The organism is Polaromonas aquatica, from assembly GCF_042659145.1.
Lineage (GTDB): Bacteria > Pseudomonadota > Gammaproteobacteria > Burkholderiales > Burkholderiaceae_C > Polaromonas > Polaromonas aquatica.
The window spans coordinates 79,921-103,076 of the sequence record NZ_JBHSRS010000084.1 but is presented as its reverse complement, the minus strand read 5'-3'; the positions used below and the strand labels follow the sequence as shown (position 1 = coordinate 103,076).

Annotated in this window: 19 protein-coding genes; 9 read left to right on the top strand and 10 right to left on the bottom strand. The window is 62.1% G+C overall.

Features of this window, described 5'->3' with window-relative positions; genetic code table 11:
* Positions 1 to 36: 36 nt before the first annotated feature.
* Both rpoD and dnaG read right to left on the bottom strand, forming a co-directional pair.
* Positions 37 to 2,433 (bottom strand): RNA polymerase sigma factor RpoD, encoded by a 2,397-nt coding sequence (gene rpoD / locus ACFQND_RS21700; protein ID WP_371439623.1) that lies wholly within the window; start codon positions 2,431 to 2,433, stop codon positions 37 to 39.
* 324 nt (positions 2,434 to 2,757) lie between these two features.
* On the bottom strand, positions 2,758 to 4,767 hold the full coding sequence (gene dnaG / locus ACFQND_RS21695; RefSeq protein WP_371439622.1) for a DNA primase: 2,010 nt from the start codon (positions 4,765 to 4,767) through the stop codon (positions 2,758 to 2,760).
* Positions 4,768 to 4,922: 155 nt separating this feature from the next.
* Here dnaG and ACFQND_RS21690 point away from each other — a divergent pair, with 155 nt between their 5' ends.
* Positions 4,923 to 6,569: an acyl-CoA synthetase gene (locus ACFQND_RS21690; protein WP_371439621.1), complete on the top strand. Its 1,647-nt coding sequence runs from the start codon at positions 4,923 to 4,925 to the stop codon at positions 6,567 to 6,569.
* 100 nt (positions 6,570 to 6,669) lie between these two features.
* Here ACFQND_RS21690 and ACFQND_RS21685 read toward each other — a convergent pair whose 3' ends face one another.
* From ACFQND_RS21685 to ACFQND_RS21655, 7 genes are all read right to left on the bottom strand, one after another.
* Positions 6,670 to 7,446 carry an amino acid ABC transporter ATP-binding protein gene (locus ACFQND_RS21685; RefSeq protein ID WP_371439620.1) on the bottom strand — a complete coding sequence of 259 codons (777 nt, stop codon included), beginning with the start codon at positions 7,444 to 7,446 and terminating at the stop codon, positions 6,670 to 6,672.
* The gene (locus ACFQND_RS21680; protein WP_371439619.1) at positions 7,443 to 8,543 is read right to left on the bottom strand and encodes an amino acid ABC transporter permease; all 1,101 of its coding nucleotides are present in this window, start codon (positions 8,541 to 8,543) and stop codon (positions 7,443 to 7,445) included. The genes ACFQND_RS21685 and ACFQND_RS21680 overlap by 4 nt, the downstream gene beginning before the upstream one ends.
* Before the next feature lie 3 nt (positions 8,544 to 8,546).
* Positions 8,547 to 9,584, bottom strand: a complete 1,038-nt coding sequence (locus ACFQND_RS21675; RefSeq protein WP_371439618.1) for an amino acid ABC transporter permease — start codon at positions 9,582 to 9,584, stop codon at positions 8,547 to 8,549.
* Complete coding sequence (locus ACFQND_RS21670; protein ID WP_371439617.1) at positions 9,584 to 10,621, bottom strand: amino acid ABC transporter substrate-binding protein; 1,038 nt, start codon at positions 10,619 to 10,621, stop codon at positions 9,584 to 9,586. The genes ACFQND_RS21675 and ACFQND_RS21670 overlap by 1 nt, the downstream gene beginning before the upstream one ends.
* A 151-nt stretch (positions 10,622 to 10,772) precedes the next feature.
* Positions 10,773 to 12,590 (bottom strand): gamma-glutamyltransferase, encoded by a 1,818-nt coding sequence (gene ggt / locus ACFQND_RS21665; RefSeq protein ID WP_371439616.1) that lies wholly within the window; start codon positions 12,588 to 12,590, stop codon positions 10,773 to 10,775.
* A 201-nt stretch (positions 12,591 to 12,791) separates the two neighbouring features.
* Positions 12,792 to 13,550, bottom strand: coding sequence for a 3-hydroxyacyl-CoA dehydrogenase (locus ACFQND_RS21660; protein ID WP_371439615.1), 759 nt, complete (start codon positions 13,548 to 13,550; stop codon positions 12,792 to 12,794).
* Between the two features lie 123 nt (positions 13,551 to 13,673).
* On the bottom strand, positions 13,674 to 14,717 hold the full coding sequence (locus ACFQND_RS21655; RefSeq protein ID WP_371439614.1) for an extracellular solute-binding protein: 1,044 nt from the start codon (positions 14,715 to 14,717) through the stop codon (positions 13,674 to 13,676).
* Positions 14,718 to 14,800: 83 nt separating this feature from the next.
* Between ACFQND_RS21655 and ACFQND_RS21650 the strand changes: the two genes are divergently transcribed.
* The gene (locus ACFQND_RS21650) at positions 14,801 to 15,739 is read left to right on the top strand and encodes a patatin-like phospholipase family protein (protein ID WP_371439613.1); all 939 of its coding nucleotides are present in this window, start codon (positions 14,801 to 14,803) and stop codon (positions 15,737 to 15,739) included.
* Positions 15,740 to 15,810: 71 nt separating this feature from the next.
* Positions 15,811 to 16,659: an acid phosphatase gene (locus tag ACFQND_RS21645; RefSeq protein WP_371439612.1), complete on the top strand. Its 849-nt coding sequence runs from the start codon at positions 15,811 to 15,813 to the stop codon at positions 16,657 to 16,659.
* Between the two features lie 179 nt (positions 16,660 to 16,838).
* Here the strand turns inward: ACFQND_RS21645 and ACFQND_RS21640 are convergent, their stop codons facing one another.
* Entirely contained in the window at positions 16,839 to 17,384 is a 546-nt protein-coding gene (locus ACFQND_RS21640; RefSeq protein WP_371440073.1) for a phasin family protein, read from the bottom strand.
* 211 nt (positions 17,385 to 17,595) lie between these two features.
* On the opposite strand from ACFQND_RS21640, the gene ACFQND_RS21635 reads away from it, so the two are divergent.
* The 6 genes from ACFQND_RS21635 (at position 17,596) to ACFQND_RS21610 (ending at position 23,071) form a co-directional block, all read left to right on the top strand.
* Entirely contained in the window at positions 17,596 to 18,555 is a 960-nt protein-coding gene (locus ACFQND_RS21635; protein ID WP_371439611.1) for a histone deacetylase family protein, read from the top strand.
* On the top strand, positions 18,552 to 18,995 hold the full coding sequence (locus tag ACFQND_RS21630) for an acyl-CoA thioesterase (protein ID WP_371439610.1): 444 nt from the start codon (positions 18,552 to 18,554) through the stop codon (positions 18,993 to 18,995). Before ACFQND_RS21635 ends, ACFQND_RS21630 begins: the two co-directional genes overlap by 4 nt.
* Positions 18,996 to 19,063: 68 nt before the next feature.
* Positions 19,064 to 19,768 carry a nitroreductase gene (locus tag ACFQND_RS21625; RefSeq protein WP_371440072.1) on the top strand — a complete coding sequence of 235 codons (705 nt, stop codon included), beginning with the start codon at positions 19,064 to 19,066 and terminating at the stop codon, positions 19,766 to 19,768.
* 36 nt (positions 19,769 to 19,804) lie between these two features.
* Positions 19,805 to 21,682 (top strand): ABC transporter permease, encoded by a 1,878-nt coding sequence (locus tag ACFQND_RS21620; RefSeq protein WP_371439609.1) that lies wholly within the window; start codon positions 19,805 to 19,807, stop codon positions 21,680 to 21,682.
* Complete coding sequence (locus ACFQND_RS21615) at positions 21,682 to 22,437, top strand: ABC transporter ATP-binding protein (protein ID WP_371439608.1); 756 nt, start codon at positions 21,682 to 21,684, stop codon at positions 22,435 to 22,437. Before ACFQND_RS21620 ends, ACFQND_RS21615 begins: the two co-directional genes overlap by 1 nt.
* Positions 22,430 to 23,071 carry an ABC transporter ATP-binding protein gene (locus ACFQND_RS21610; RefSeq protein WP_371439607.1) on the top strand — a complete coding sequence of 214 codons (642 nt, stop codon included), beginning with the start codon at positions 22,430 to 22,432 and terminating at the stop codon, positions 23,069 to 23,071. Before ACFQND_RS21615 ends, ACFQND_RS21610 begins: the two co-directional genes overlap by 8 nt.
* Positions 23,072 to 23,156: the final 85 nt, after the last annotated feature.

The following is a 23,156-nucleotide window of genomic DNA, read 5'->3' as shown; positions in this document are numbered from 1 at the left end:
CTTGTGGGCGCTGGCCTTTTTTATGGGCGGGTTGCCTTACAGCGTATCGATAAAGCTGCGCAGCTTGTCCGAACGTGAAGGGTGCTTGAGCTTGCGCAGCGCCTTAGCTTCTATCTGGCGAATGCGCTCGCGCGTCACGTCGAACTGCTTGCCGACTTCTTCCAGCGTGTGGTCGGTCGACATCTCGATACCGAAACGCATGCGCAGCACCTTGGCTTCGCGCGGTGTCAGGCTGTCGAGGATGTCTTTCACGACATCGCGCAGGCCGGCCTGCATCGCGGCTTCCAGCGGTGCGGTGTTGGCGCCGTCTTCGATGAAGTCGCCCAGGTGGCTGTCGTCATCGTCACCAATCGGCGTTTCCATGGAGATCGGCTCTTTGGCGATCTTCATGATCTTGCGGATCTTGTCTTCCGGAATCTCCATCTTCTCGGCCAGGATGCTGGCGTCCGGCTCAAAGCCGAATTCCTGCAAGTGCTGGCGCGACAGGCGGTTCATCTTGTTGATGGTCTCGATCATGTGCACCGGGATGCGGATGGTGCGGGCCTGGTCAGCGATGGAGCGCGTGATGGCCTGGCGAATCCACCAGGTGGCGTAGGTCGAGAACTTGTAGCCGCGGCGGTATTCGAACTTGTCCACGGCCTTCATCAAACCGATGTTGCCTTCCTGGATCAGGTCCAGAAACTGCAGGCCGCGGTTGGTGTACTTTTTCGCGATCGAGATCACCAGGCGCAGGTTGGCCTCGATCATCTCTTTCTTGGCGTCGCGCGAGTTGGACTCGCCTTCGTTCATGCGCTTGTTGATGTCTTTCAGGTGGCTGAGCGGCACCACTACGCGTGCCTGCAGGTCAGCCAGCTTTTGCTGCAGTTCCTGGATGGGCGGAATGTTGCGCGCCATGATGACGGACCAAGGCTTGCCGGAAGCGACCTGTTTTTCAACCCACTTCAGGTTCAGCAGGTTGGGCGGGAAGTCCTTGATGAAAACTTCCTGGGGCATGCCGCATTTCTCGACGATGATGCGGCGCAGTTCGCGCTCTTTCTTGCGAACGTCCAGCACCTGGCCGCGCAGCAGGTCACACAGCTTTTCAATGGTCTTGGCGGTAAAACGCACGGTCATCAACTCGTCGCTCAGGGCTTTCTGGGCCTTGGCGTAGGTCGGCGTGCCGTAACCTTCCTTGTCGTAGGTCTTGTGGACTTTCTCGAACAGGCCGGCAATCCGGTCTATGCGGGTCAGGGCTTCCTTTTTCAGCTCTTCGAGCTTTTTGGTCAGCGCCTTGGATCCGCCCTTGCCGTCGTCGTCGTCTTCTTCGTCGAACTCGTCGAAGTCTTCTTCGGCAACGTAATCGTCGGCCTCGTTGGGGTTGGAGAAGCCGTCAACGACGGTCGAAATGACGATTTTGCCTTCGCGGATTTCCTCGCCCAGGCGCAGGATTTCGGCAATCGTGGCGGGGCTCTCGGAGATGGCTTCCATCATCTTCATGAGGCCGCCCTCGATGCGCTTGGCGATCTCGATCTCGCCTTCACGCGTCAGGAGTTCAACCGTGCCCATTTCACGCATGTACATGCGGACTGGGTCGGTGGTGCGGCCGAATTCGCTGTCCACGGTGGAGAGGGCTGCTTCGGCTTCTTCCTCGGCTTCCTCTTCGGTCGCAACGGTCGGGCCGGTGTTGTTCAGCAGCAGGGTTTCGGCGTCAGGCGCCTGCTCGTACACGGCCACGCCCATGTCGTTGAGCATGTTGACCACGACTTCCAGCGTCTCGGCATCGACCAGCTTGTCGGGAAGGTGATCGGAAATTTCGCCGTGCGTCAGGTAACCGCGCGTCTTGCCCAGCTTGATCAGGGTTTTCAGGCGCATGCGGCGCTTGAGCATGTCTTCTTCGGACAGCACGGTTTCGTCCAGGCCGAACTCTTTCATCAAGGCGCGTTCTTTCGCCTTGCTGATCTTCATGCGCAGCGGTTTGACCTTTTCGGTCGTTTCCACCACGGGTTCACCGGCCAGATCGTCCTCAATATCGGACATGTCCTCGTCGCCATCGGCTTTGGCGGCGCTCTTCGGCTTGCGGCCGCGTTTTGCACCGGTGGTGGCCGGGGCAGCACCTTCTACAGCTGCAGCCGGGTTTTTGGGCGGACGGCCGGGTTTCTTTTTCGCCGGGGCTGCGGCTGCGAGCAGCGCATCGGCGGCTTCGGTTAATTTGGCTTGGCTGGACTTGGAGGTCACGGTGGGGACTTTCTTCGGGGACTTTTCAGATTTCACGGGCACTTTGCTGATCGCGGCTTTGGCGGCTGGTACCTTGGTGGATATGGCGGTTTTTTTGACTTTTTCAACCGCCTGCACCTTGGCTACTGGTTTGCCGGCCTTTTTGGCGGCAACTGCAGTTTTTGCCTGGGCTGACTTGACGGTTGTGACGGCTGGCTTCCTGGACTTCTGCAAAGGCATGTCTGGCTCTCCGATGTCAAAAAACGCTTTAAACACAAGGCACCGGCGTTTTACGTCTCTTGAGGCCTTCCGGAAGGGAGGACCTCAAAAGATATCAAAGCACGGGGCGCAAAAAATGCCCAAACACATTGGGCAGGCAAGCTGTGTGGGCGAACATTTGGTGTGCAGTCCTTGCGGGAATGTGGCCATCTCGTGTGTGAGGTTTCCGTGTTTGCGGAAGGCCGGTGCCGGAGGTGCTGCTGTCGCGCTTGCCGTGTCGAAAGTCGGATTATACCCTGATGCCTGTTTTTTAGGCGGCTTGACGGGCGATTTTTGCGTTTATTTTCAGGCCCCGTTTTCGCCCATGGTTTTCAGGCTGGCGGCCAGTTCCCGGTAGCGTTGCAGCGCCTGGGGGTCGGTGGCCGCCCGGGCAGCCAGTTCCTTCATTTCCTCTTGCCGGCCCAGCCTGAGGAGCTGGTCCAGGATGCGCCGGATTTCAGCCCAGTCGCCTTCTATGCCTTCCGGGATCTGCGAGATTTGCGCAATGGCATGCTGTTCGTTCGGGTGACCGCGCAGGCCTTCGCGCAAGGCAGCCCAGGGCAGCGGGCCGTGCTCATGCAACTGGCTTTCCAGCCAGGTAAAAAGCGGTCCATGCGGGGCGGGCAGGGCGGACAGCAGTACATGCTCCTCGCTGCTCAGGCGGTCCCAGGTTTGCGGCTCGGTCAGCAACAGGCGCAGGACGCGGTCTTCCCGGCTGGCGGGCAGCAGGCGGCCTGCTGCGCGGCGAGGCGCCCGGCTGCCTGCATTGCCCGATCGGGGCGTATAGCTGCGCTCCATGGCGGCAGGCGGGGGGAAATGCGGCTCGAAACCGGCGTAGTCGGTTTCGTAGTGCAGGTCTTCGGGGTAACCGGAAAACTCCTCGGGCGCCGGGGCCTGGTATGAGTTTGAAGGGGTATTCTGGCTGGAGCCGCCTGTTTTTGCGCGGGGCGCGCTATTGTTTTTGTAGCTACCCTTGGAGCCGCTCTTATGGCCGGCGGAGGCGGGCTGCCACAACTGCATCAGGTCGCGGATGTCTATCAGCACCTTGTCGGCGATTTCGGCCAGTAGCTGGCGCTTGAGGGCGCCGTCGGGCAGCAGGCTCCACAGCGGGCGGGCGTTGCTGGCCATGTGGGCGCGGCCTTCCGCGGTGTCGAGGTCGCAGCCTTCGGCAGCCGCTTCCAGCATGAATTTGCTCAAGGGGACGGCCTTGCCGACATAGGCCGCAAAACCTTCCTGGCCGTGCTCACGGATGTAACTGTCCGGGTCATGCTCGGCGGGCAGGAACAGGAATTTGACGGTGCGCACGTCCGTGGCAAAGGGCAGGGCGGCATCCAGCGCCTTGCGTGCCGCCCGGCGCCCGGCGCCGTCGCCGTCAAAGCTGAAAACGACTGAGTCGGTGAAGCGGAACAGCTTTTGCACATGGTCGGCCGTGCAGGCCGTGCCCAGCGTGGCCACGGCGTTGGCAAAGCCCAGCTGGGCCAGCGCCACCACGTCCATATAGCCCTCTGTAACCAGCGCGTAGCCGTGCTCGCGCAGGGCGGTGCGGGCTTCAAACAGGCCGTAAAGCTCGCGGCCCTTGCTGAAGACCGGGGTTTCAGGCGAATTCAGGTACTTGGGCTTGTCATCGCCCAGCACCCGCCCGCCAAAGCCTATGCATTCACCCTTGACGTTGCGTATGGGGAACATGACCCGGTCGCGGAAGCGGTCATAGCGTTTGGCTTCGCCCTGGGCGTTTTCTTCGCCGGGCTCGCCGGTGATGACCAGGCCGCTTTCCACCAGCAGCGGGTCGTTGTAGTCGGGAAACACGCTGGCCAGGCTGCGCCAGCCTTCGGGCGCATACCCGAGGCCAAAGGTTTTTGCGATTTCGCCCGACAGGCCGCGTCCCTTGAAATAGGCAATGGCTTTTTCGGACCCGCGCAGGTGCTTGATGTAGGCCATGCCGGCTTTTTCAAGCACGCTGGTCAGTGTGGCCTGCTGTTCGCGCATCTGAGCGGCCCTGGCCCGGTCCTGCGGCGAGACATCGTCTTCAGGCACCTGCAGGCCGTATTGCTGGGCCAGGTCTTTCACGGCCTCGATAAAGGTCATGCCCGCGTGCTCCATCAAAAAGCTGATGGCGTTGCCGTTCTTGCCGCAGCCGAAGCAGTGGTAGAACTGTTTGGCCGGGCTGACACTGAAAGACGGTGACTTTTCGCCATGAAAAGGGCACAGGCCCATGAAGTTGGCGCCGCCTTTTTTGAGCTGCACATAACGACCGACGATGTCCACCACGTCGGCGCGCGCTAAAAGCTCCTGGATAAATGATTGGGGAATGGACACGGCCATATTGTGCCTTCACCCTCGCTCACCGCCCGCCCGCTTCGTGCAACGCCTTGGCGTCCGAAGGGACGCTTTCATTCGCGGGGCGGCTCGCCGGGAAATGCCGTGGCGCTACCATGCACGTATTGCCCCCTCAGAAAAACAAAGGAGAAAAGATGCCCAGTATTTTTGACCAGGACCTGCCGCGTACCGAGGCCAACCACGCCCCGCTGTCGCCCTTGTCCTTTATCGAGCGCACGGCCGAGGTCTACCCTGACCGGCTGGCGGTGGTGCACGGCAGCCTGCGCCGCAAATGGGCCGGAGTTTTTTCGCGCTGCCGCCGGCTGGCCAGCGCACTGGAGCGCCACGGCATCGGCAAGGGCGACACGGTCGCCGTGATGCTGCCCAACACACCGCCCATGGTGGAGGCGCATTTCGGCATTCCGGTAACCGGCGCCGTGCTCAATGCCCTGAACACCCGGCTGGATGCGGAAACGATTGCCTTCATGCTGGACCACGGCGAGGCCAAAGTAGTCATCGTCGACCCGGAATTTGCCGGCACCATGAAAAAAGCGCTGACCCTGCGCAAGGCGAGCACGCCGCTGCTGGTGATTGATGTCGAAGACGCCGTGTACACCGGGCCGGTGGAGCGTATCGGCAGCGTCACCTACGAGGACTTTCTGGCCCAGGGCGATGCGGCTTACGCCTGGAAGCTGCCTGCCGATGAATGGGACGCGATTGCGCTGAACTACACCAGCGGCACCACCGGCAACCCCAAGGGCGTGGTCTACCACCACCGCGGCGCGGCGCTCAATGCGGTGTCCAACATTCTTGAGTGGGACATGCCCAAACACGCCGTGTATTTGTGGACACTGCCCATGTTTCACTGCAATGGATGGTGTTTTCCATGGACCGTGGCTGCGCGTGCCGGCGTCAATGTCTGCCTGCGCAGGGTTGAGGCGCAGGCGATTTTTGACGCCATACGCCAGCACGGCGTCACGCATTACTGCGGCGCGCCCATCGTGCACGGCATGCTGGTCAATGCGCCCGACGCGATGAAGCTGGGCCTGCCTGCGGGCGTCAAGGCCATGGTCGCGGGGGCGGCGCCGCCGGCATCCATGATCGAGGGTATGGAGGCGCTCGGTTTTGATTTGACGCATGTCTACGGCCTGACCGAGGTTTACGGCCCGGCGACAGCATGCGCCAAACAGGACGGCTGGGAAACACTGGAGATCGGCGAACGCGCCAGGCTCAATGCTCGACAGGGCGTGCGTTACCACCTGGAGCGCGATGTGCGTGTGCTGGACCCGCAGACCATGCAGCCCGTGCCCATGGACGGTGAGACCATGGGCGAGATCATGTTCAAGGGCAACATCGCCATGAAGGGCTACCTGAAAAATCCCGCGGCGACCGCAGAAGCGTTTGCCGGCGGCTGGTTCCACTCGGGTGACCTGGCGGTGATGTACCCCGACGGCTACATGAAGATCAAGGACCGCAGCAAGGACATCATCATCTCGGGCGGAGAAAACATTTCATCGATTGAGGTGGAAGACGTGCTCTACCGCCACCCCGCCGTGCTGGCGGCGGCCGTGGTCGCGAAGCCCGATGCGCGCTGGGGCGAAACCCCCTGCGCCTTTGTTGAACTGAAAGCCGGCGCACAGACAACGGCCGAAGACATCGTGGCGCATTGCAAAAAACACCTGGCGGCTTTCAAGGTGCCGCGTGCCGTGGTGTTTGGCGAGTTGCCCAAGACCTCAACCGGCAAGATCCAGAAGTTCGAGCTGCGCAAGCAGGCCGGGTCGGCGGCTGCGATCGACAGCTGAATTGCTATTTAAATGATAGCTGGTCGCGCGCTATTTACGACGGCCATGGGCACTTTTCTCTATAAAAATGACGATTCTGGCGTTTGAATGCGCCCAGAGCCTAGTGCCCCAGGATTTTTGACAGGAAGTCCCGTCCGCGGTCGGTTTTGGGGGCGTCAAAGAAGGCGTCCGGCGTGTTCTCTTCGACGACCTGGCCTTCGTCCATGAAGATGACGCGGTCGGCCACCGCGCGCGCAAAACCCATCTCGTGCGTGACGCACAACATAGTCATGCCCTGATCGGCGAGGCTGACGATCACGTCCAGCACTTCCTTGATCATTTCCGGGTCCAGCGCCGAAGTCGGCTCATCAAACAGCATGATTTTTGGCGTGAGGCACAGCGAGCGGGCAATCGCCACCCGTTGTTGCTGGCCGCCCGAAAGCTGCAGCGGGTATTTGTGGGCCTGCTCGGCAATACGCACGCGCTCTAGCTGCGCCATGGCGATTTGTTCGGCTTCCTTTTTCGGCAGGCCGGCCACCCAGACCGGTGCCAGTGTCAGGTTCTCCAGCACCGTCAGGTGCGGGAACAGGTTGAACTGCTGGAACACCATGCCGACCTGGCGGCGCACGGCTTCAATCGCCTTGAGCTTGTCGCCCAGCACCGAGCCGGCGACCGTCAGCGTGCCTTCCTGGTAGTCCTCCAGGGCATTGATGCAGCGGATCAGCGTGGACTTGCCCGAGCCGGAGGGCCCGCAGATCACGATGCGTTCGCCCGGCTGGACGGACAGGTCGATGTCGCGCAGCACATGAAAGCTGCCAAACCACTTGTTGACCTTGTCGAAACGGATGATGGGATTGCTCACGTTCTTGTCCTCTTCTTTTCCGTAATTTCCCGTCATTTCCCGTTCCTGGCCAGCCGTTTTTCCAGCCGCAGGCTGTAACGCGACATGGCGTAGCAGAAGGCGAAATAGATGGCGGCAATAAACAGGTAGGCCTCGATCTTGAACGGCCGCCAGTTCGGGTCCGAACCCAGGGCGAGCGAGAGCGCGCCCGTGAGTTCGTAAAGCGAGACGATGGTGACCAGCGAGGTGTCCTTGAACAGTGAGATGAAATTGTTCACTATGCTGGGCACCACCGCACTCAGCGCCTGCGGCAGGATGATCTTGCGCTGCGCCTGCCAGTAACTCAGGCCGATGCTGGCGGCGGCTTCCGCCTGGCCTCGGCCCACCGTCTGCAGGCCGCCGCGAATGATCTCGGCCATGTAGGCCGCGGCAAACAGCGTGATGCCGACAATCACGCGGACCAGCACATCGGGCGACTTGCCCACCGGCAAAAACAGCGGGAGCATGAAAGACGCCATGAACAGCACCGAGATCAGCGGCACGCCGCGCACCAATTCGACGTAAACCACGCACAGCGAGCGTATCGCCGGCATGTCCGAACGCCGGCCCAGCGCCACCAGCACCGCGATCGGGAAGGCCAGCACCATGGAGATCACGCTGAGCATCAAGGTCAGCGGCAGGCCGCCCCAGACATCGGTCGGTACTTTCTCGAGGCCGGCCACACCGCCGCCCATCAGCACAAAAAACAGTGCCAGCCCGGCAGCCCAGATCAAGGCCAGCGACGGTTTCCAGAAGCGCGTGCTGCAACTGGCCAGCACCGGCGCCAGCAGCGCAAAGGTGGCCAGCACGGGCCGCCACTGTTCTGTTTGCGGGTAACGGCCCAGCAGGATAAAGCGGGCCTTTTCGTTGATGACACCCCAGCAGGCGCCCAGTCCGCGCGCTGCCTGGCAACGGTCTGCATCCGGCGCAAACACGGCATTCACAATGCCCCAGTTGAAACCCTTCGCTACCAGCCAGGCGAACAAGGCCATCAGCAGCAGCGACAGCACGGTATTGGGCACGCTGGAGAAAAGATTCTGGCGCAGGCTGGCCATGGCGCCTATGCTGTGCACAGGCGTGGGCCTGGGGGGAATGGGGTGAAACGTTTCAGGCATGGCTCAGCGCTCCTTGATCGCCGCACGGCGATTGAACCAGTTCATCAGAGCGGATGTGAAGAGCGACAGCAGCAGGTAAACCAGCATGATGATGGCGATGCACTCGACGGCGCGGCCGGACTGGTTCAGGGAGGTGTTGGCAATCGACACCAGCTCGGGGTAGCCCACGGCGACGGCCAATGAGGAATTTTTGGTCAGGTTCAGGTACTGGTTGGTCAGCGGCGGGATGATGAGGCGCAGCGCCTGCGGCAACACGATCAGGCGCATGGAGCGCGCGCGCGACAAACCTATGGATGCACCGGCTTCGTGTTGCCCTTTGGGCACCGATGCAATGCCGGCGCGCACGACTTCGGCAATAAAAGCGGAGGTATAGAGCACCAGGCCCAGCAGCACGGCCATGAACTCAGGGCTGAGCGCGCTGCCGCCCTCGACCTGCATTTCGCCGGCCACAGGCAGCTGGAATTGCAACTGCCCGTGCTCCCATGCCAGGGATGGAAACGAGAGCCCGTTCTTGCTCAGGAAGATGGCCTTGCCAATGCTCAAGGCCTCGCTGGACGGCGGCAGGTATTCAATGAAGAGCAGGTACCACATCAGCAGTTGCAGCAGCAAGGGGATATTGCGGAACAGTTCCACATAGCCATAACTCAGGCCGCGCAACAGTGCGTTGCGCGAAAACCGCGCCACACCCAGCAAGGTCCCGAGCACAGTCGCCAGCACGCAGCCTATCAGCGCCACGCGCAGGGTGTTGACGATGCCGACCAGAAAGGCTTTCCAGTAGGGGCTGGCCGAGTCATAGCTGAGCCAGCCTTCGCCGATGTCAAAACCCGCCGGTTGCCAGAGGAAATCAAAACCGCTCTGTATGCCGCGCAGCCGCATATTGGCCAGCGTGTTGCTGACCAGCAGCCAGCCCAGCAGCGCTATCGCCAGCACGGCCAGTACCTGGTAGGCCACGCTGCGCGCCTTGCGGCCGCGCCACGAGAAATGCCGCGTTGCCGCAGGGGCAGGGCGCGGCGGTATCAAGGGAACTGAGGGCTCGGGCATCAGCGCACGGGCGGCGCGTACATCAGGCCGCCCTGCGACCAGAGCTTGTTGCTGCCGCGCGGCAGGCCCAGCGGGCTTTTGGGGCCGACGTTGCGTTCAAAGATCTCGCCATAGTTGCCGCTGGCCTTGACGGCGCGTGCCAGCCAGTCCTTGTCCAGGCCCAGCAGCTTGCCGGTGTCTTCCGTGGTGCCGAGCAGGCGGCCGATGTTGGGGTCCTTGCTGTCTTTTTGCAATGCATCGACGTTGGCCTGCGTCACGCCATACTCCTCGGCTTCGATCAGGCCAAACACCACCCACTTGGCAATCGCAAAAAACTCGTCGTCACCACGGCGAACGGCGGGGCTCAAGGGCTCCTTGGAAATCAGCTCGGGCAGCACGACGTGTTCTGCCGGGGTTTTGGCTTCCTTGTTGCGGATGGAGGCGAGGCCCGATGCGTCGGTAGTGTAAGCCTGGCAGCGGCCCGAGAAGTAGGCGGCGTTGGCAGCGTCAAACTTTTCGAACACCACGGGTTTCAGGCTGAGGTTGTTGATGCGCGAAAACTCGCTCAGGTTTTTTTCTGTCGTGGTGCCGGACTGCACGCAGACCGTGGCATTTTTCAGCTGTTTGGCACTCTTGACCTTGCTTTTGGCCGGCACCATGAAACCCTGGCCGTCGTAGTAGGTTGTCCCAGTGAAGACAAGGCCCAGCGAGGCATCACGTGTCAGCGTCCAGCTGGTGTTGCGCGACAGGATGTCGATCTCGCCGGATTGCAGTGCGGCAAAACGTTGCTGCGAGACCAAAGGCACCCATTTCACCTTGTTGGCGTCGCCCAGCACGCTGGCGGCAATCGCCCGGCAAATGTCTACATCGAGTCCGGACCATTTGCCAGCGCTGTCGGCCTGCGAAAAACCGGCGACACCGCTGCTCACGCCACACACCAGCTGGCCGCGCGCCTTGATGGCGTCCAGTGTTTTGCCGGCATGGGCCGGGGCTGCCATGGCGGCAAGGCTCAATACGGCGCAGGCCGTGACACCGTGTTTTTTAAAGACGTTCAGCATTTTTGACTCCAGAAATTGAGAGGGAATTGTCAGGCGCGCGCCATCAATCGATGTTCGCACAAACTTGAGCCGGATGTCCGAATGGTAAAGCTCTGGCGGTGCATTGACTTCGCCAGAATATTTATAAGCAAATGCGGGCACGGGGCAGGCATCAATCGCCCATCACAATGCCTTCGCGGCGCGGGTCGGCGCCGCCAAAAAATCCGCTTGCCGTGCGCTGTATGCCTTGCAGCCCGCTGCTCATGTCCTGCTCGCGCACCTCGTGGCCGCGGGCGCGCAGGGCTTGCATGGTTGCTGCCGGAAAACGTCCTTTTTCCAGCAGGGTCGGGCCATTGAGCGAGCCGAAGTTCGGCAGGTTGATGGCTTGCTGCACGTTCAGTCCCCAGTTGAGTACGCCGTACAGTGTTTTGGCGGTGTAGTGGATGATCACCGCGCCGCCGGGGCTGCCGGTGGTCATGACAAGCTGGCCCGTGGCCTTGTCAAACACCAGTGTGGGCGCCATCGATGAGCGCGGGCGCTTGCCGCCCTGCACGCGGTTGGCAATCGGTGTGCCGGCTGCATCGGTCGGGGAAAAACTGAAATCAGTGAGCTCGTTGTTGAGCAGGAAGCCGCCGGCCAGGCCCTTGCCGCGGTTCACCATCTGCCGTGAACCCCAGACGTTTTCAATCGTGGTGGTCATGGCGATGGCGTTGCCGTAGGGATCGACGATGGAGATGTGCGATGTGCCGTATTCGTCTTGCTGCGGCATGGGCGCATGGCTGGTCTGCGTGCCCGGCGGCTTGCCCGGTGCTGCGCTTTTCATGCTTTGCGCGCCTATGAGTTTTGCGCGACCGGCCAGGTAGGCCGGGTCCAGCAGGCTCATCCAGTTGCCGGCCGGCGCTTGCACATAGTCCGGGTCACCCAGGTATTGTGCGCGGTCGGCATAGGCCAGTCGTGATGCCTCTGTGTACAGGTGCAGCCAGTCGGGGCCGGGCAGGCCGTTTTCGGGTTGGAGTGTGGCCGCTTTGGTGTTGTAAAGGATGCCCAGGATCTGCCCTATGGCAATCGCGCCTGAGCTGGGCGGCGGCATGCCGCACAGGCGGTAGTCCTTATTCAAGGCCCGGTAATCGTGGCAAATGGGCGCGCGCTTTTGGGGCTGGTAGCCGGCGAGGTCAGTAAGCGTGAGCAGGCCAGGATTGCCGGGGTGTTTTTGCACCTTGTCCACAATGGCCTGCGCCACTTCACCTTCCAGCAGTGCTTTTGAGCCGTCAGTCGCAATCAGCCTGAGCACCGCTGCCAGCTCAGGGTTTTTCAGCAGGTGGCCGGCAGGCCAGGGCTGGCCCTGGCTGTCGTAAAAATAGGCGAGGGCGACCGGGTCTTTTTTCAGGTGGACTTCCGGCACCAGCAGGGTGTGGAAGCGGGCGCTGACATTAAAACCATTTTCAGCCAGCGTGATGGCCGGCTGCAAGAGTTGCGCCCAGGGCAGTTTGCCGTATTGTTTATGCGCCATTTCCAGCATGCGCACTGCGCCCGGCGTACCTACAGAACGGCCGCCCACGGCCGCGTCGTAGTACGACATGGGTTTGCCGTCAGTGCCTGTAAACAGCTTGTCTGTGGCTGCCGCTGGCGCGGTTTCGCGGCCATCGAATGCTTCCACATCCTTGCCGTTGAAATGCATCAGGAAAGCGCCGCCGCCAATGCCGCTGGACTGCGGCTCCACCAGCGCCAACACCATTTGCACGGCAACCGCCGCATCGATTGCCGAGCCACCGGCTTTCAGTATCTGGTAACCCGCGTCGGTAGCCAGCGGGTTGGCGGCGGCCACGGCAAACCGGGTGGTAGCCCAGCCGGACTTGGTGGTGTAGCCGGAGGCGCCTTCGGGCTGCGTCTGCGCCGGGGCGGTGTAGCTGAAGTTGTCCGGGGCGGTGCCGTGACTGCTGCAGGCCGCCAGGATAAAAACGAGGGCGAGCGAACTGGTCAGGCGTTTCATGCAATCCCATCTGTTTGGCGTGAGTTGCGATGGTACGTCGCCGAGGCATCTTGCGATGCCGGCTGGCGGCATGCGCGCCTCTTTGGGCCTGAAATTGCGCATTTCAAGAGCGCTTAAGGCCTGTGGCCGGCGTCCTGAGCGCGCGACCAGCTATCAAAAAAAGAGCGGACCTGCGCCCGCTCTTTTTCCATCTTTCTCCAATCAGCGTGGTGCCAGCCGGATCGCGCCGTCCAGGCGGATGACTTCACCATTGAGCATCTCATTTTCAATGATGTGTTTGGCCAGCTTGGCGTAGTCCTGCGGCGTGCCGAGGCGGCTTGGGAAGGGCACGGACGCGGCCAGCGAGTCCTGCACTTCCTTGGGCATGCCGAACATCATGGGCGTGCCGAAAATGCCGGGAGCGATCGTCATGTTGCGGATGCCGTTGCGGGCCAGGTCGCGGGCGATCGGCAATGTCATGCCGACGATGCCGCCTTTGGACGCGCTGTAGGCGGCCTGGCCGATCTGGCCGTCATAGGCTGCAACGGAGGCGGTGGAGATCATCACGCCGCGCTCGCCGGTGGCTTCGGGCTCGTTCTTGCACATGGCATCGGCTGCCAGGCGAATCATGTTGAAGCTGCCCACCAGGTTGACGGTGATGCATTTGGTGAACACGCCCAGGTTGTGCGCGCCGTTTTTGCCCACGGTTTTTTCGGCCGGTGCAATGCCGGCGCAGTTGACGAGGCCCATCAGCTTGCCCAGCGACAGCGCCTTGGCAACGACCGCCTGGCCGTCGGCTTCCTGGCTGACGTCGCATTTGACAAAGGCGCCGCCGATTTCCTTTGCAATCGCTTCGCCTTTTTCGGCCTGCATGTCGGCAATCACGACCTTGGCGCCGTTGCCGGCCAGCATGCGCGCCGTGCCTTCACCGAGACCTGATGCGCCGCCGGTGACGATGAATACTTTGCCTGCGATATCCATGAGATGCTTCCTTGATTGAAGGGCGCTGCGGCCCGGAGTTGACGTTTACGTAAAAGTAAATTATGACCCATAAAAAAAGCCCGCGAAGTCAGTGACTCACGGGCTTTTTGTTTTACACCGGTTTTATTTGTAGCCGACGCGGTCGAGCATCTGCTGGACTTTGAGCTGGTTGTTGCCAACAGCGCTGATGGGAATGGTTTCGGACTTGAAGCTGCCGTTGCCCATGCCGGTCATGGCCTTGAGTGCCGGGTTGCTGATGGCCAGGCCGGGGACGGCAGGCCATTCGTTGTTGCCGTTGGCAAAGTATTCCTGTGCGCCGGGGCTGGCCATGTATTCCATGAACTTGATGGCGTTGGCCGTGTTCTTGGCGTTTTTGGCGACTGCGGCTCCGGCAATGTTCACATGCGTTCCCCAGGTTTCCTGGTTCGGGAACACCACGCCCACGCGGTCGGCCACCACTTTGTCCTCAGGCGCATTGGAGCGCATGATGCGGGCAAGGTAGTAGGTGTTGGTCAGTGCGATGCCGCACTCGCCGCTGGCCACAGCCCTGATCTGGTCGCTGTCGCCGCCTTGCGGATTGCGCGCCATATTGGCGACCAGGCCCTTGAGCCAGGCTTCGGCTTTTGCCTCGCCCATGTGCTCGGTGACTGCGCCAAACAGCGAGAGGTTGTAGGGGTGCGCGCCGGAGCGCGTGCACAGCAGGCCCTTGTTTTTCGGATCGGCCAGCTCTTCATACGTGTCGACGTCGGCCTTTTTGACCTTGACCTTGTTGTAGACCACCACGCGGGCGCGGGTGGAGAACCCAAACCAGGTCGTGCCCTCGGCCGTTTCTTTGGCGCGCAGCTTGGCCGGGATGGCGGCTTCCAGCACGGGCGACTTGATCGGCTTGAACAGGCCGTCCACATCGCCTCTCCAGAGGCGGGCGGCGTCAACCAGCAAAATCACGTCGGCGGGGGAGGCCGCGCCTTCGGCTTTCAGGCGTGCCAGGATGCCTGCATCGTCGGCGTCCACGCGGTTGACCTTGATGCCGGTGGCCTTGGTGAAGTCGCTATAGAGCTTTTCATCGGTCTGGTAGTGGCGTGCAGAATACAGGTTCACCACCTGTTCCTGGGCAGACGCAAAACCTGCGACCAGCAATAACGACGACAGCGTGATTTTTTTCAACATGCAGACAATCCTCTTTGTTACAAACGCTGGCCATGATAAAGCAAACGAGAATCATTCTTGATAGAGTCCCTGCGATCCGGGGGATGATTCGCTCCCTGATTCCCTGCGGCCGGCGGCTTGCCTGCCTGGGCGCTGCCTTGATGCTGGCGGCCTGTTCCACCACGTTGCCTGTGAGCCGGGACAATCCTGTGCCTGTGACGCCTGCACCGTTTGAGATCGTCAAAAAACCGCTCAGGATAGGCTTGGCGCTGGGCGGCGGGGCGGCGCGCGGTTTTGCCCATGTGGGCGTGATTGCCGTGCTCGAAGAAGCCGGGCTCAGGCCGCAACTGGTGGTCGGCACCTCGGCCGGCAGCCTGGTGGCCGCGCTTTATGCCAGCGGCAAGACCAGCGCACAGTTGCAGCAAACGGCGCTGAACATGGAGGAGGTGGCCATCACCGACTGGATGCTGCCGATTTTTGGCCGCGGCATGTTCAGGGGCGATGCGCTGGCGCGCTACGTCAACGACCTGGTGGCCGGGCGCCTGATTGAAAACATGGCGATTCCCCTGGGCATTGTGGCGACCGACCTGAACAACGGGCAGGCCGTGCTGTTCCAGCGTGGCGACACCGGTACGGCGGTGCGTGCCTCCAGTGCCGTGCCGGCGGTGTTTGTGCCGGTCAAGATCAGCGGCCGCGAATATGTTGACGGCGGCCTGGTGTCGCCCGTGCCCGTGCGTTTTGCCCGGCAGATGGGTGCCGACGTGGTGGTGGCCGTGGATATTTCCAGCCCGCCCGAAGCCAACCCTGCCAGCGACACGCTGCAAATCCTGTTGCAGACCTTTGCAATCATGGGCAAAAGCATCAACCAGTTTGAACTGAAGGATGCCGATGTGGTGGTGCGGCCGGCGCTGGCAGGCCTGAAGAGTGCCGATTTTTCAGCCCGGCAGCGCGCCATCGATGCAGGCCGGGCCGCGATGCTGGCTGCATTACCGGCTCTGAAGGCCAGGCTGAATGCCGGGACAGCGGCAGCGGCTGGCCACTAGGACTTTGTTATTCTTGTTTGTGTGCAGCTCCCCCTGCGCAGCCAACAACTTAAAACATAAAGAGAGACACCATGAAATTTTCCCTGTCGGCAGCCATGCTGGCTGTAGCACTGCTCGCGAGCGCCTGCAGTACGGCCACGCGAACCGTTGCACCCATTTCTGCAGCCGAAGTCGGCGAAGTGCGGGCCGGTTCCGGTTACCTGAAAGGCTACCTGGCACCTGCCGAGTTGCCGGACAGCCTGGCGCTGCTGCCACCGCCACCGGCCGAAGGCTCGGCTGCGCTTGCAGCCGATGCTGCCACGTTCCGCACCCTGACCGCGCTGCAGGGCACGCCGCGCGGCGCGCTTGCCGTGCAGGATGCCAACCTGCGTTTCCCCAAGGCTGCCGAAACCTTTTCCTGTGCGCTTGGCCTGCCGATCTCGGAGGAGGCCACGCCGAACCTGAACATGCTGCTGCGCCGCACGCTCACCGACGCGGGCATCGCCACCTACAAGGCTAAGGACAAGTACCAGCGGACAAGGCCCTTTGTTGTTTTCAAGGCGCCCAGTTGCACACCCAGGGAGGAAGCCGCACTGGCCAAGGATGGTTCCTATCCTTCGGGCCATTCGGCTGCCGGCTGGGCCTGGGCGATGGTGTTGACGGAAGTTGCGCCCGAGCGCAGTGACGCCTTGCTGCAGCGCGGCCGGGCCTTTTCCCAAAGCCGCGGCATTTGCGGCGTGCACTGGCAAAGCGATATCGAGGCGGGCCGGCTGATAGGCGCCGCGACGGTGGCCAGGCTGCATGCGAACCCGGTGTTCAATGCGCAGGTTGACGCCGCCCGCCTTGAGGTCGCCAGGGCACGTGCGCAGGGCAGCACGCCAGGGCGTGACTGCGCAGCCGAGGCGGCGGCGCTGGGCAGCTCCAGCATGCTGGCGCCATAAGGCGGCTGCGCGAGAGCCTTGTGGAGGGGAGAGTCCAGGCAAAAAAAAGCCTGAACTTTCGGTCAGGCTTTAAGGGGTCCGTGAAAATGGATTTCGTGAAGGACCCGAGGAGACAACTGGTTCAGGGATCTGCCCGCACTTGATGGGGCAGCGTCCCGGAGACAGGCGCCATTAGCGAATTAACGCTTTTTGGTGGCGGTCTTGGTGGCGCTCACTGCAGAGGCTGCCACGGTGTTGAAATTGGCTTCAGCGATATCGCCAGCTTGTTTGACGGCTTTTTGAACGGATTCAAAAGCGTTGTTGGCAGCAGCCACGGCGCTTTTCAGCACGGCCACTGCGGTTTCGGAACCGGCAGGAGCGTTTTTGGCGGCGTTGTCGACCAGGCCGGTGAATTTCTTCTGGGCTTCGGCGGTCTGGGCTTCAAAGGTCTTGCCGATATCGGCGCCGGCAGCAGAAGCGATGTCATACAGGTGACGGCTGTAAGCGGCGGTTTTCTCGGCCAGGGGCTGGACCAGGCCGGCTTGCAGAGCCAGCAGTTCCTGTGCATCTTTCACACCCAGCACGGCTTGCGTGTGGTTGGCGGTTTCTGCCAGGGCAGCCTTGGTGGCCTGCACGTTCAGTTCGACCAGTTTTTCAACGCCTTCAAAGGCCTTGTGGGTCAGACCAAACAGGGTTTCGATGTTTGCCTTGTGGGAAGCGATGATTTGTTCAGCGGTCAACATAATTAATCTCCGGGTGGTGGTTGGGTTCTCAATAGTTGCTTTGCGCTGAATTGCTGCACTGCAACATGACCTGAAGTATAGGGACTGCTCCGGTTGATTGCAAGCGTTTTTGTTGCGCTGCAGCATTTTAGTTGTAACCCCCTATTTCGGGCTGAACGCCAGGCTTTCGGGGACCGGCCACAATCGGGTTTCCAGATACAGAACACACGACCTCTTGCAAGCCTTCTACGCCGATAACTTTGTCCTGCCGCTGCCGGCGGGGCACCGCTTTCCCATGGCCAAGTACAGGCTGCTGCGCGACCGCGTTGTCAGCGAACTGCCTGGTGTGCGCATGGCCCAGGCGCCCGCAGCCAGTGATGGCGAACTGGCGCTGGCGCACACCCCTGCATATATAAGCGCGATCACGCACGGCACGCTTGAGGCCACGGCGCAGCGTGAAATCGGGTTCCCGTGGAGCCCCGGTATGGCTGAGCGTGCGCGCCGCTCGGCGGGAGCGACCGTGGCTGCTGCGCGGGCGGCTTTGGGCGCCGGTCCCAACGGGCGGTACGAGGGCATCGCGGCGAACATGGCCGGCGGCACGCACCACGCGTATGCACACAAGGGCGGCGGGTTTTGTGTGTTCAACGACGCGGCCGTCGCGGCGCGGCTCATGCAGGCGGAATGGGCGCGCCGCTTTAAACATGAACGCAAGCCGCTGCAGGTGGCCGTGATCGATCTGGACGTGCACCAGGGCAACGGCACGGCCAGCATTTTTTTGAATGACCCCAGCGTGTTCACCCTGTCCCTGCACGGGGAAAAGAATTTCCCCTTCCGCAAGGAGTCCAGTGACCTGGATGTGGCGCTGCCCGACGGCTGTACCGATGCGCCTTACCTGCAGGCGCTGGAGCATGCCCTGGATGAACTGGGCCGGCGTTTTGAACCCGGGCTGGTGCTGTTCCTGGCCGGGGCCGACCCGTTTGAAGGCGACCGCCTGGGCCGCCTCAAGCTGAGTTACGACGGCCTTGAGGCACGTGACCGGCGTGTCTTTGACTGGGCCTGGCAACGCCGCATTCCACTGGCGTTTTCAATGGCTGGTGGTTATGGCGTGAAGATCGATGAAACCGTGCAGGTACAGGTGAACACCTACCGGGTTGCGCTCGAGTACTGGGCCAGATGGCAAAATGGTTCCTCATGACTTCTTCCGCGCGCCCCCAAGCCGAACCCCGCAGTTCCTACAAAGCCTTCCGCAACATTGGCACCCGCTGGTCCGACAACGACCTGTACGGCCACGTCAACAATGTCGTCTACTACAGCTGGTTTGATACGGCCGTCAACGGTTTGCTGATTGAGCGGGGTGCGATCGACATTCACTCAGGCGGCGTGATCGGCCTGGTGATTGAAACCCAATGCAACTACTTTGCTCCGCTGGCTTTTCCCGAGGCCGTGGTGGCGGGCATCCGCGTGGCGCACATCGGCTCGTCCAGCGTGCGTTACGAGGTGGGGCTGTTCCCGGCCGATGAGGGCCAGACCTGCGCGGCCAGGGGCCATTTCATCCATGTGTATGTTGACCGCAGCACGCGCAGGCCAGTGGCCTTGCCGCCCGAATTGCTTTCTGTACTGGAGACATTGAAGTGAAACCAACTGCTAATTCCCCAGCCCCGGTGCTTGCCGGCGATTTTGCCGCTGCAGATGCCTCGGGCAGTGTGTTTTCCCCTCCCGTCAATGCGGTGGACCACGCGATAGAAAGCCGCCAGTCCATGCGCGAGTTCCTGCCGGCGCCTGTGCCCCGTGCGACTATTGAACATCTGCTGGAAGTCGCCAGCCGCGCACCCTCGGGCACCAACACACAGCCCTGGAAAGCCTATGTGCTGCAGGGCGCCAGCAAGGAACAGCTGGCTGACAAAGTCTGTCAGGCCCACGACGCCTTGCGCGCCAATCCCGAGCTGGCCGCCGAGTACAAGGAGGAATACGACTACTACCCCGAAAAATGGGTGTCGCCCTATATTGACCGGCGCCGTGAAAACGGCTGGGGCCTGTATGGCCTGCTGGGCATCACCAAGGGCGACAAGGACAAGATGCATGCGCAGCACCAGCGCAATTACCGCTTTTTCGATGCGCCTGTGGGCCTGATGTTCACGATGGACCGGGTCATGGGCCGCGGCAGCCTGCTGGACTATGGAGCCTTCCTGCAAAACATCATGGTCGCCGCGCGCGGTCATGGCCTGCACACCTGCCCGCAGGCCGCGTGGAACGGCTTTGCCAAAATCATCCTGCCGCACATAGGTGCAGGCGAGGGCGAGATGCTGGTCTGCGGCATGTCGCTCGGCTATGCCGACGAAACCGCGCTGGTCAACACCTTCCGTACGCCGCGCGTCAGTGCCCGTGAGTTCACCACCTGGCTGGACTAGATTGATGGCGGGTGTACACAGGGCTAAGTTGAGCGCATGACGTTTTCCGTCATCCAATTGCTGGGTGGGCTGTCGTACGCCACCACCCTGTTCCTGATGGCGGCCGGCCTGACCCTTATTTTTGGGGTCACGCGCATCGTCAATTTTGCCCATGGCAGTTTTTTCATGCTGGGTGCGCTGTTCACCGCGCACTGGGTGACCAACTGGTTCCCGGCCTGGGGTGAGAGCGCGCCGCTCTACCTTTTAGCTATTGTTTTGGGAGCGGCCTGCGCTGCTGCTGCTGGGGCTCTGGCCGAGTTCTTTCTCTTGAGGCGAATGGCGGGCGCACCCGAGCTGTACCAGTTGGTGGCGACCTTCGGCCTGACGCTGGCCATGCACGATGCCATGCAGTGGGCGTTTGGCGTTGACGAGGTGTTTGCGCCGCGTTTCCCCGGGCTCAAGGGCGCGGTGCAGATCGGCGAGGATTTTTTCCCGGTGTACCAGCTTGTGATGATCGTGCTGGGCCCGCTGGTCTGGCTGGGCCTGCATCTCCTGTTGAAACATTCGCTGTTTGGCAGGCGTTTGCGCGCTGCCACGCATGACCGCCACATGCTTGCCGCGCTGGGCGTGAATCCCAAGCCCCTGATGCTGGGCGCGGTCGTGCTTGGCTGTGCGCTGGCCGGCCTGGGCGGGGCGCTCCAGTTGCCACGTGAACCCGCACACCTGCAGATGGACATGAACGTGATTGTGGAGACTTTTGTGGTGGTCGTCACGGGCGGCCTTGGCAGCATAGGCGGCGCGTTTGTCGCAGCGCTGCTGATAGGGATGGTTCACGCATTCGGCATCAGCGTGTTTCCGCAGGCCACGCTGGTGCTGGTGTTCCTCACCATGGCGGTGGTGCTGGTGTTTCGCCCGCAGGGATTGTTTGGCCTGTCGCTGTCTTCGCTGGAGGTTTCGCGCGAGGCGGCGCAAAAATTCCGTGGCCTTCGCCTGGGGCCGGTCCCGACGGCGGCCATCGTCCTGGTTTTTGTGCTGCTGGCAGGTCTGGCCTGGCTGGGCGGGCCTTACTGGCAAACGCTGGCTGCCGATGCGCTGATCCTGATGATTTTTGGTATTAGCCTGCAATCCATGATGGCCCTTGGCGGCTTGATCAGTTTTGGGCATGCTGCGTTTTTTGGGCTGGGCGCCTATGGTGCGGCGCTGTCGCACAGCCTGTGGGGCGCGTCCTTGCCGGTGGCGCTGGCGGCGGGTTGCGCTGCTGCGCTGCTGGTGGCTGCTGTGTTCGGCGCGGCTGTGGTGCGCAGCGCCGGGGTTTACCTGGCCATGCTGTCGCTGGCACTGGCGCAGGTGGTCTGGGCCAGTGCGACGCAATGGGTCAGCCTGACCGGCGGGGACAATGGGCTGATCGGACTCACGCTGGTGGGTGATGAGGGCAGACCGCTGTTCTACGCATTGCTGGTGGCGCTGGCGCTGCTTTCTGTTTTTGCGTTGCGCCTGCTCGGCCGGTCCGTCATGGGGGCGGCCCTGCAGGCCTTGCGCGATGCGCCTTTGCGCGCAGCCGCATCCGGCCTGTCGGTGGGGTGGCTTAAATACCGGGTGTTCGTGGAGAGTGCCGTTCTGGCAGGCCTTGCCGGCGGCCTGTTTGCCGCGCACAAGGGTGCGGTTTTTCCTTCGGTGGCGGCAGTGGCCACCTCGGTGGATGCCTTGCTGGTGGTGCTGCTCGGCGGGGTGCACCAACTATGGGGCGCGGTGGCGGGCAGTGCACTGCTGAGCTATGCCGGCGCTGAGCTGGGCCGTGACGTGACTTACTGGCGCGGCCTGCTGGGCGTGTTCATCATGGTGATCATGGTGGCCGCGCCGTCCGGCCTGCTGTCGCTGCTGAACCGCTTGCGCGGTGCGGGCCGGCGCGCTGTTTCTTCGGGCGGGGCAGGCTGATGCTGCAAGTTCAAAACCTGGTCAAGCACTTTGGCGGCATCAAGGCCGTGGATGGCGTGAGCTTTGAGCTTGCTGCCGGCGAGTGCGTGGCATTGATCGGCCCCAACGGCGCCGGCAAGTCCACCTGTTTTGCCTGCCTGGCGGGCCAGTACCAGCCCACCGCCGGGACCATCGCCTGGGATGGCAAGCTACTGAACAGACTGGCGCCCGCGGCGCGTTTGCGTCAGGGCGTCGCCCGTACATTCCAGGTCGCGCAGGTCTTTGAGGCGCTGACCGTGCTACAAAATGTGCAGCTCGCTGCGCAGGTTCCACGCCGGCTGTGGGCCATTTCTGCTTTCAAACCGCTGGACACGCAGTCGCATGATGCGGCGATGGCGCTGCTGGAAAAAACCGGCCTGCAGACGTTGGCGGACCAGGATGTGTTGAGTTTGCCTTATGGCGCCAAAAAGCGGCTGGAACTGGCCGTGGCCCTGGCCGCCGGCCCGCGCCTCTTGCTGCTGGACGAGCCCGCAGCGGGCCTTGCCGAAGAGGAGCGTGCCGGCCTGATGCGGCTGGTGAAAGACCTTGCGCGCCAGGGCATGGCGGTACTCTACACCGAGCACAACATGGATGCCGTGGCGGGGCTTGCCGACCGTGTGCTGGTGCTGATTGAAGGCCGGCTTGCGGCGCAGGGCTCTTTTGAAGAAATTTCCCGTGACAGCACCGTGCGCAGGCGCTACCTGGGTGAGTCCGGTGCAGGAGCTATTCATGCTTGAAGTGGAAAAACTCAATGCCTTTTACGGGCCGGCTCAGGCCCTGTTTGATGTGTCGCTGCAGGTCCGGGCCGGTGAATTTGTCGTTCTGCAGGGGCTCAATGGCGCGGGCAAGTCCACATTGCTCAAGGCGCTGATGGGCCTGGAGGTGACAACTCGCGGCCGTATCAGCTACCAGGCACAGGCCGGGCGCACGGACATCCAGCGCTGGGAAACACACATCAGGGCCCGGGCCGGCCTGGGTTATGTGGCTGAAGACCGGCGGCTGTTCACCGGCCTGACCGTTCGTGAAAACCTGCAGGTCGCAGCCGGCAGGGACGCCCAGGCGCAGGAGGCGAGGGTGCTGGACCTGTTCCCGGTCCTGAAAACCATGCTCAGGCGCCCGGCGGCGCACATGAGTGGTGGCGAGCAGCAAATGCTGGCGATTGCCCGCACGCTGATGACCGGCCCGAGGCTGCTGTTGCTGGACGAGCCCTGCGAAGGCATTGCCCCGGTGCTGGTCGAGTCCATTCGCGACGCCTTGCTGACCCTGAAGGCCGGCGGCATGCCCATGCTGGTCGCCGAACAAAACCAGTTGCTTGCCGCTGTCGCCGACCGGCTGATTGTGCTGGTTGCAGGTAAAGTCAGGGGTTCATGAAAAGCCTGCAATTGCTGCTTTTCGTTTCATTTTTTTACCGAGCGTTTCAGGCCGGCTCCATGCGGGGCGGGCAGAGACGCCATTT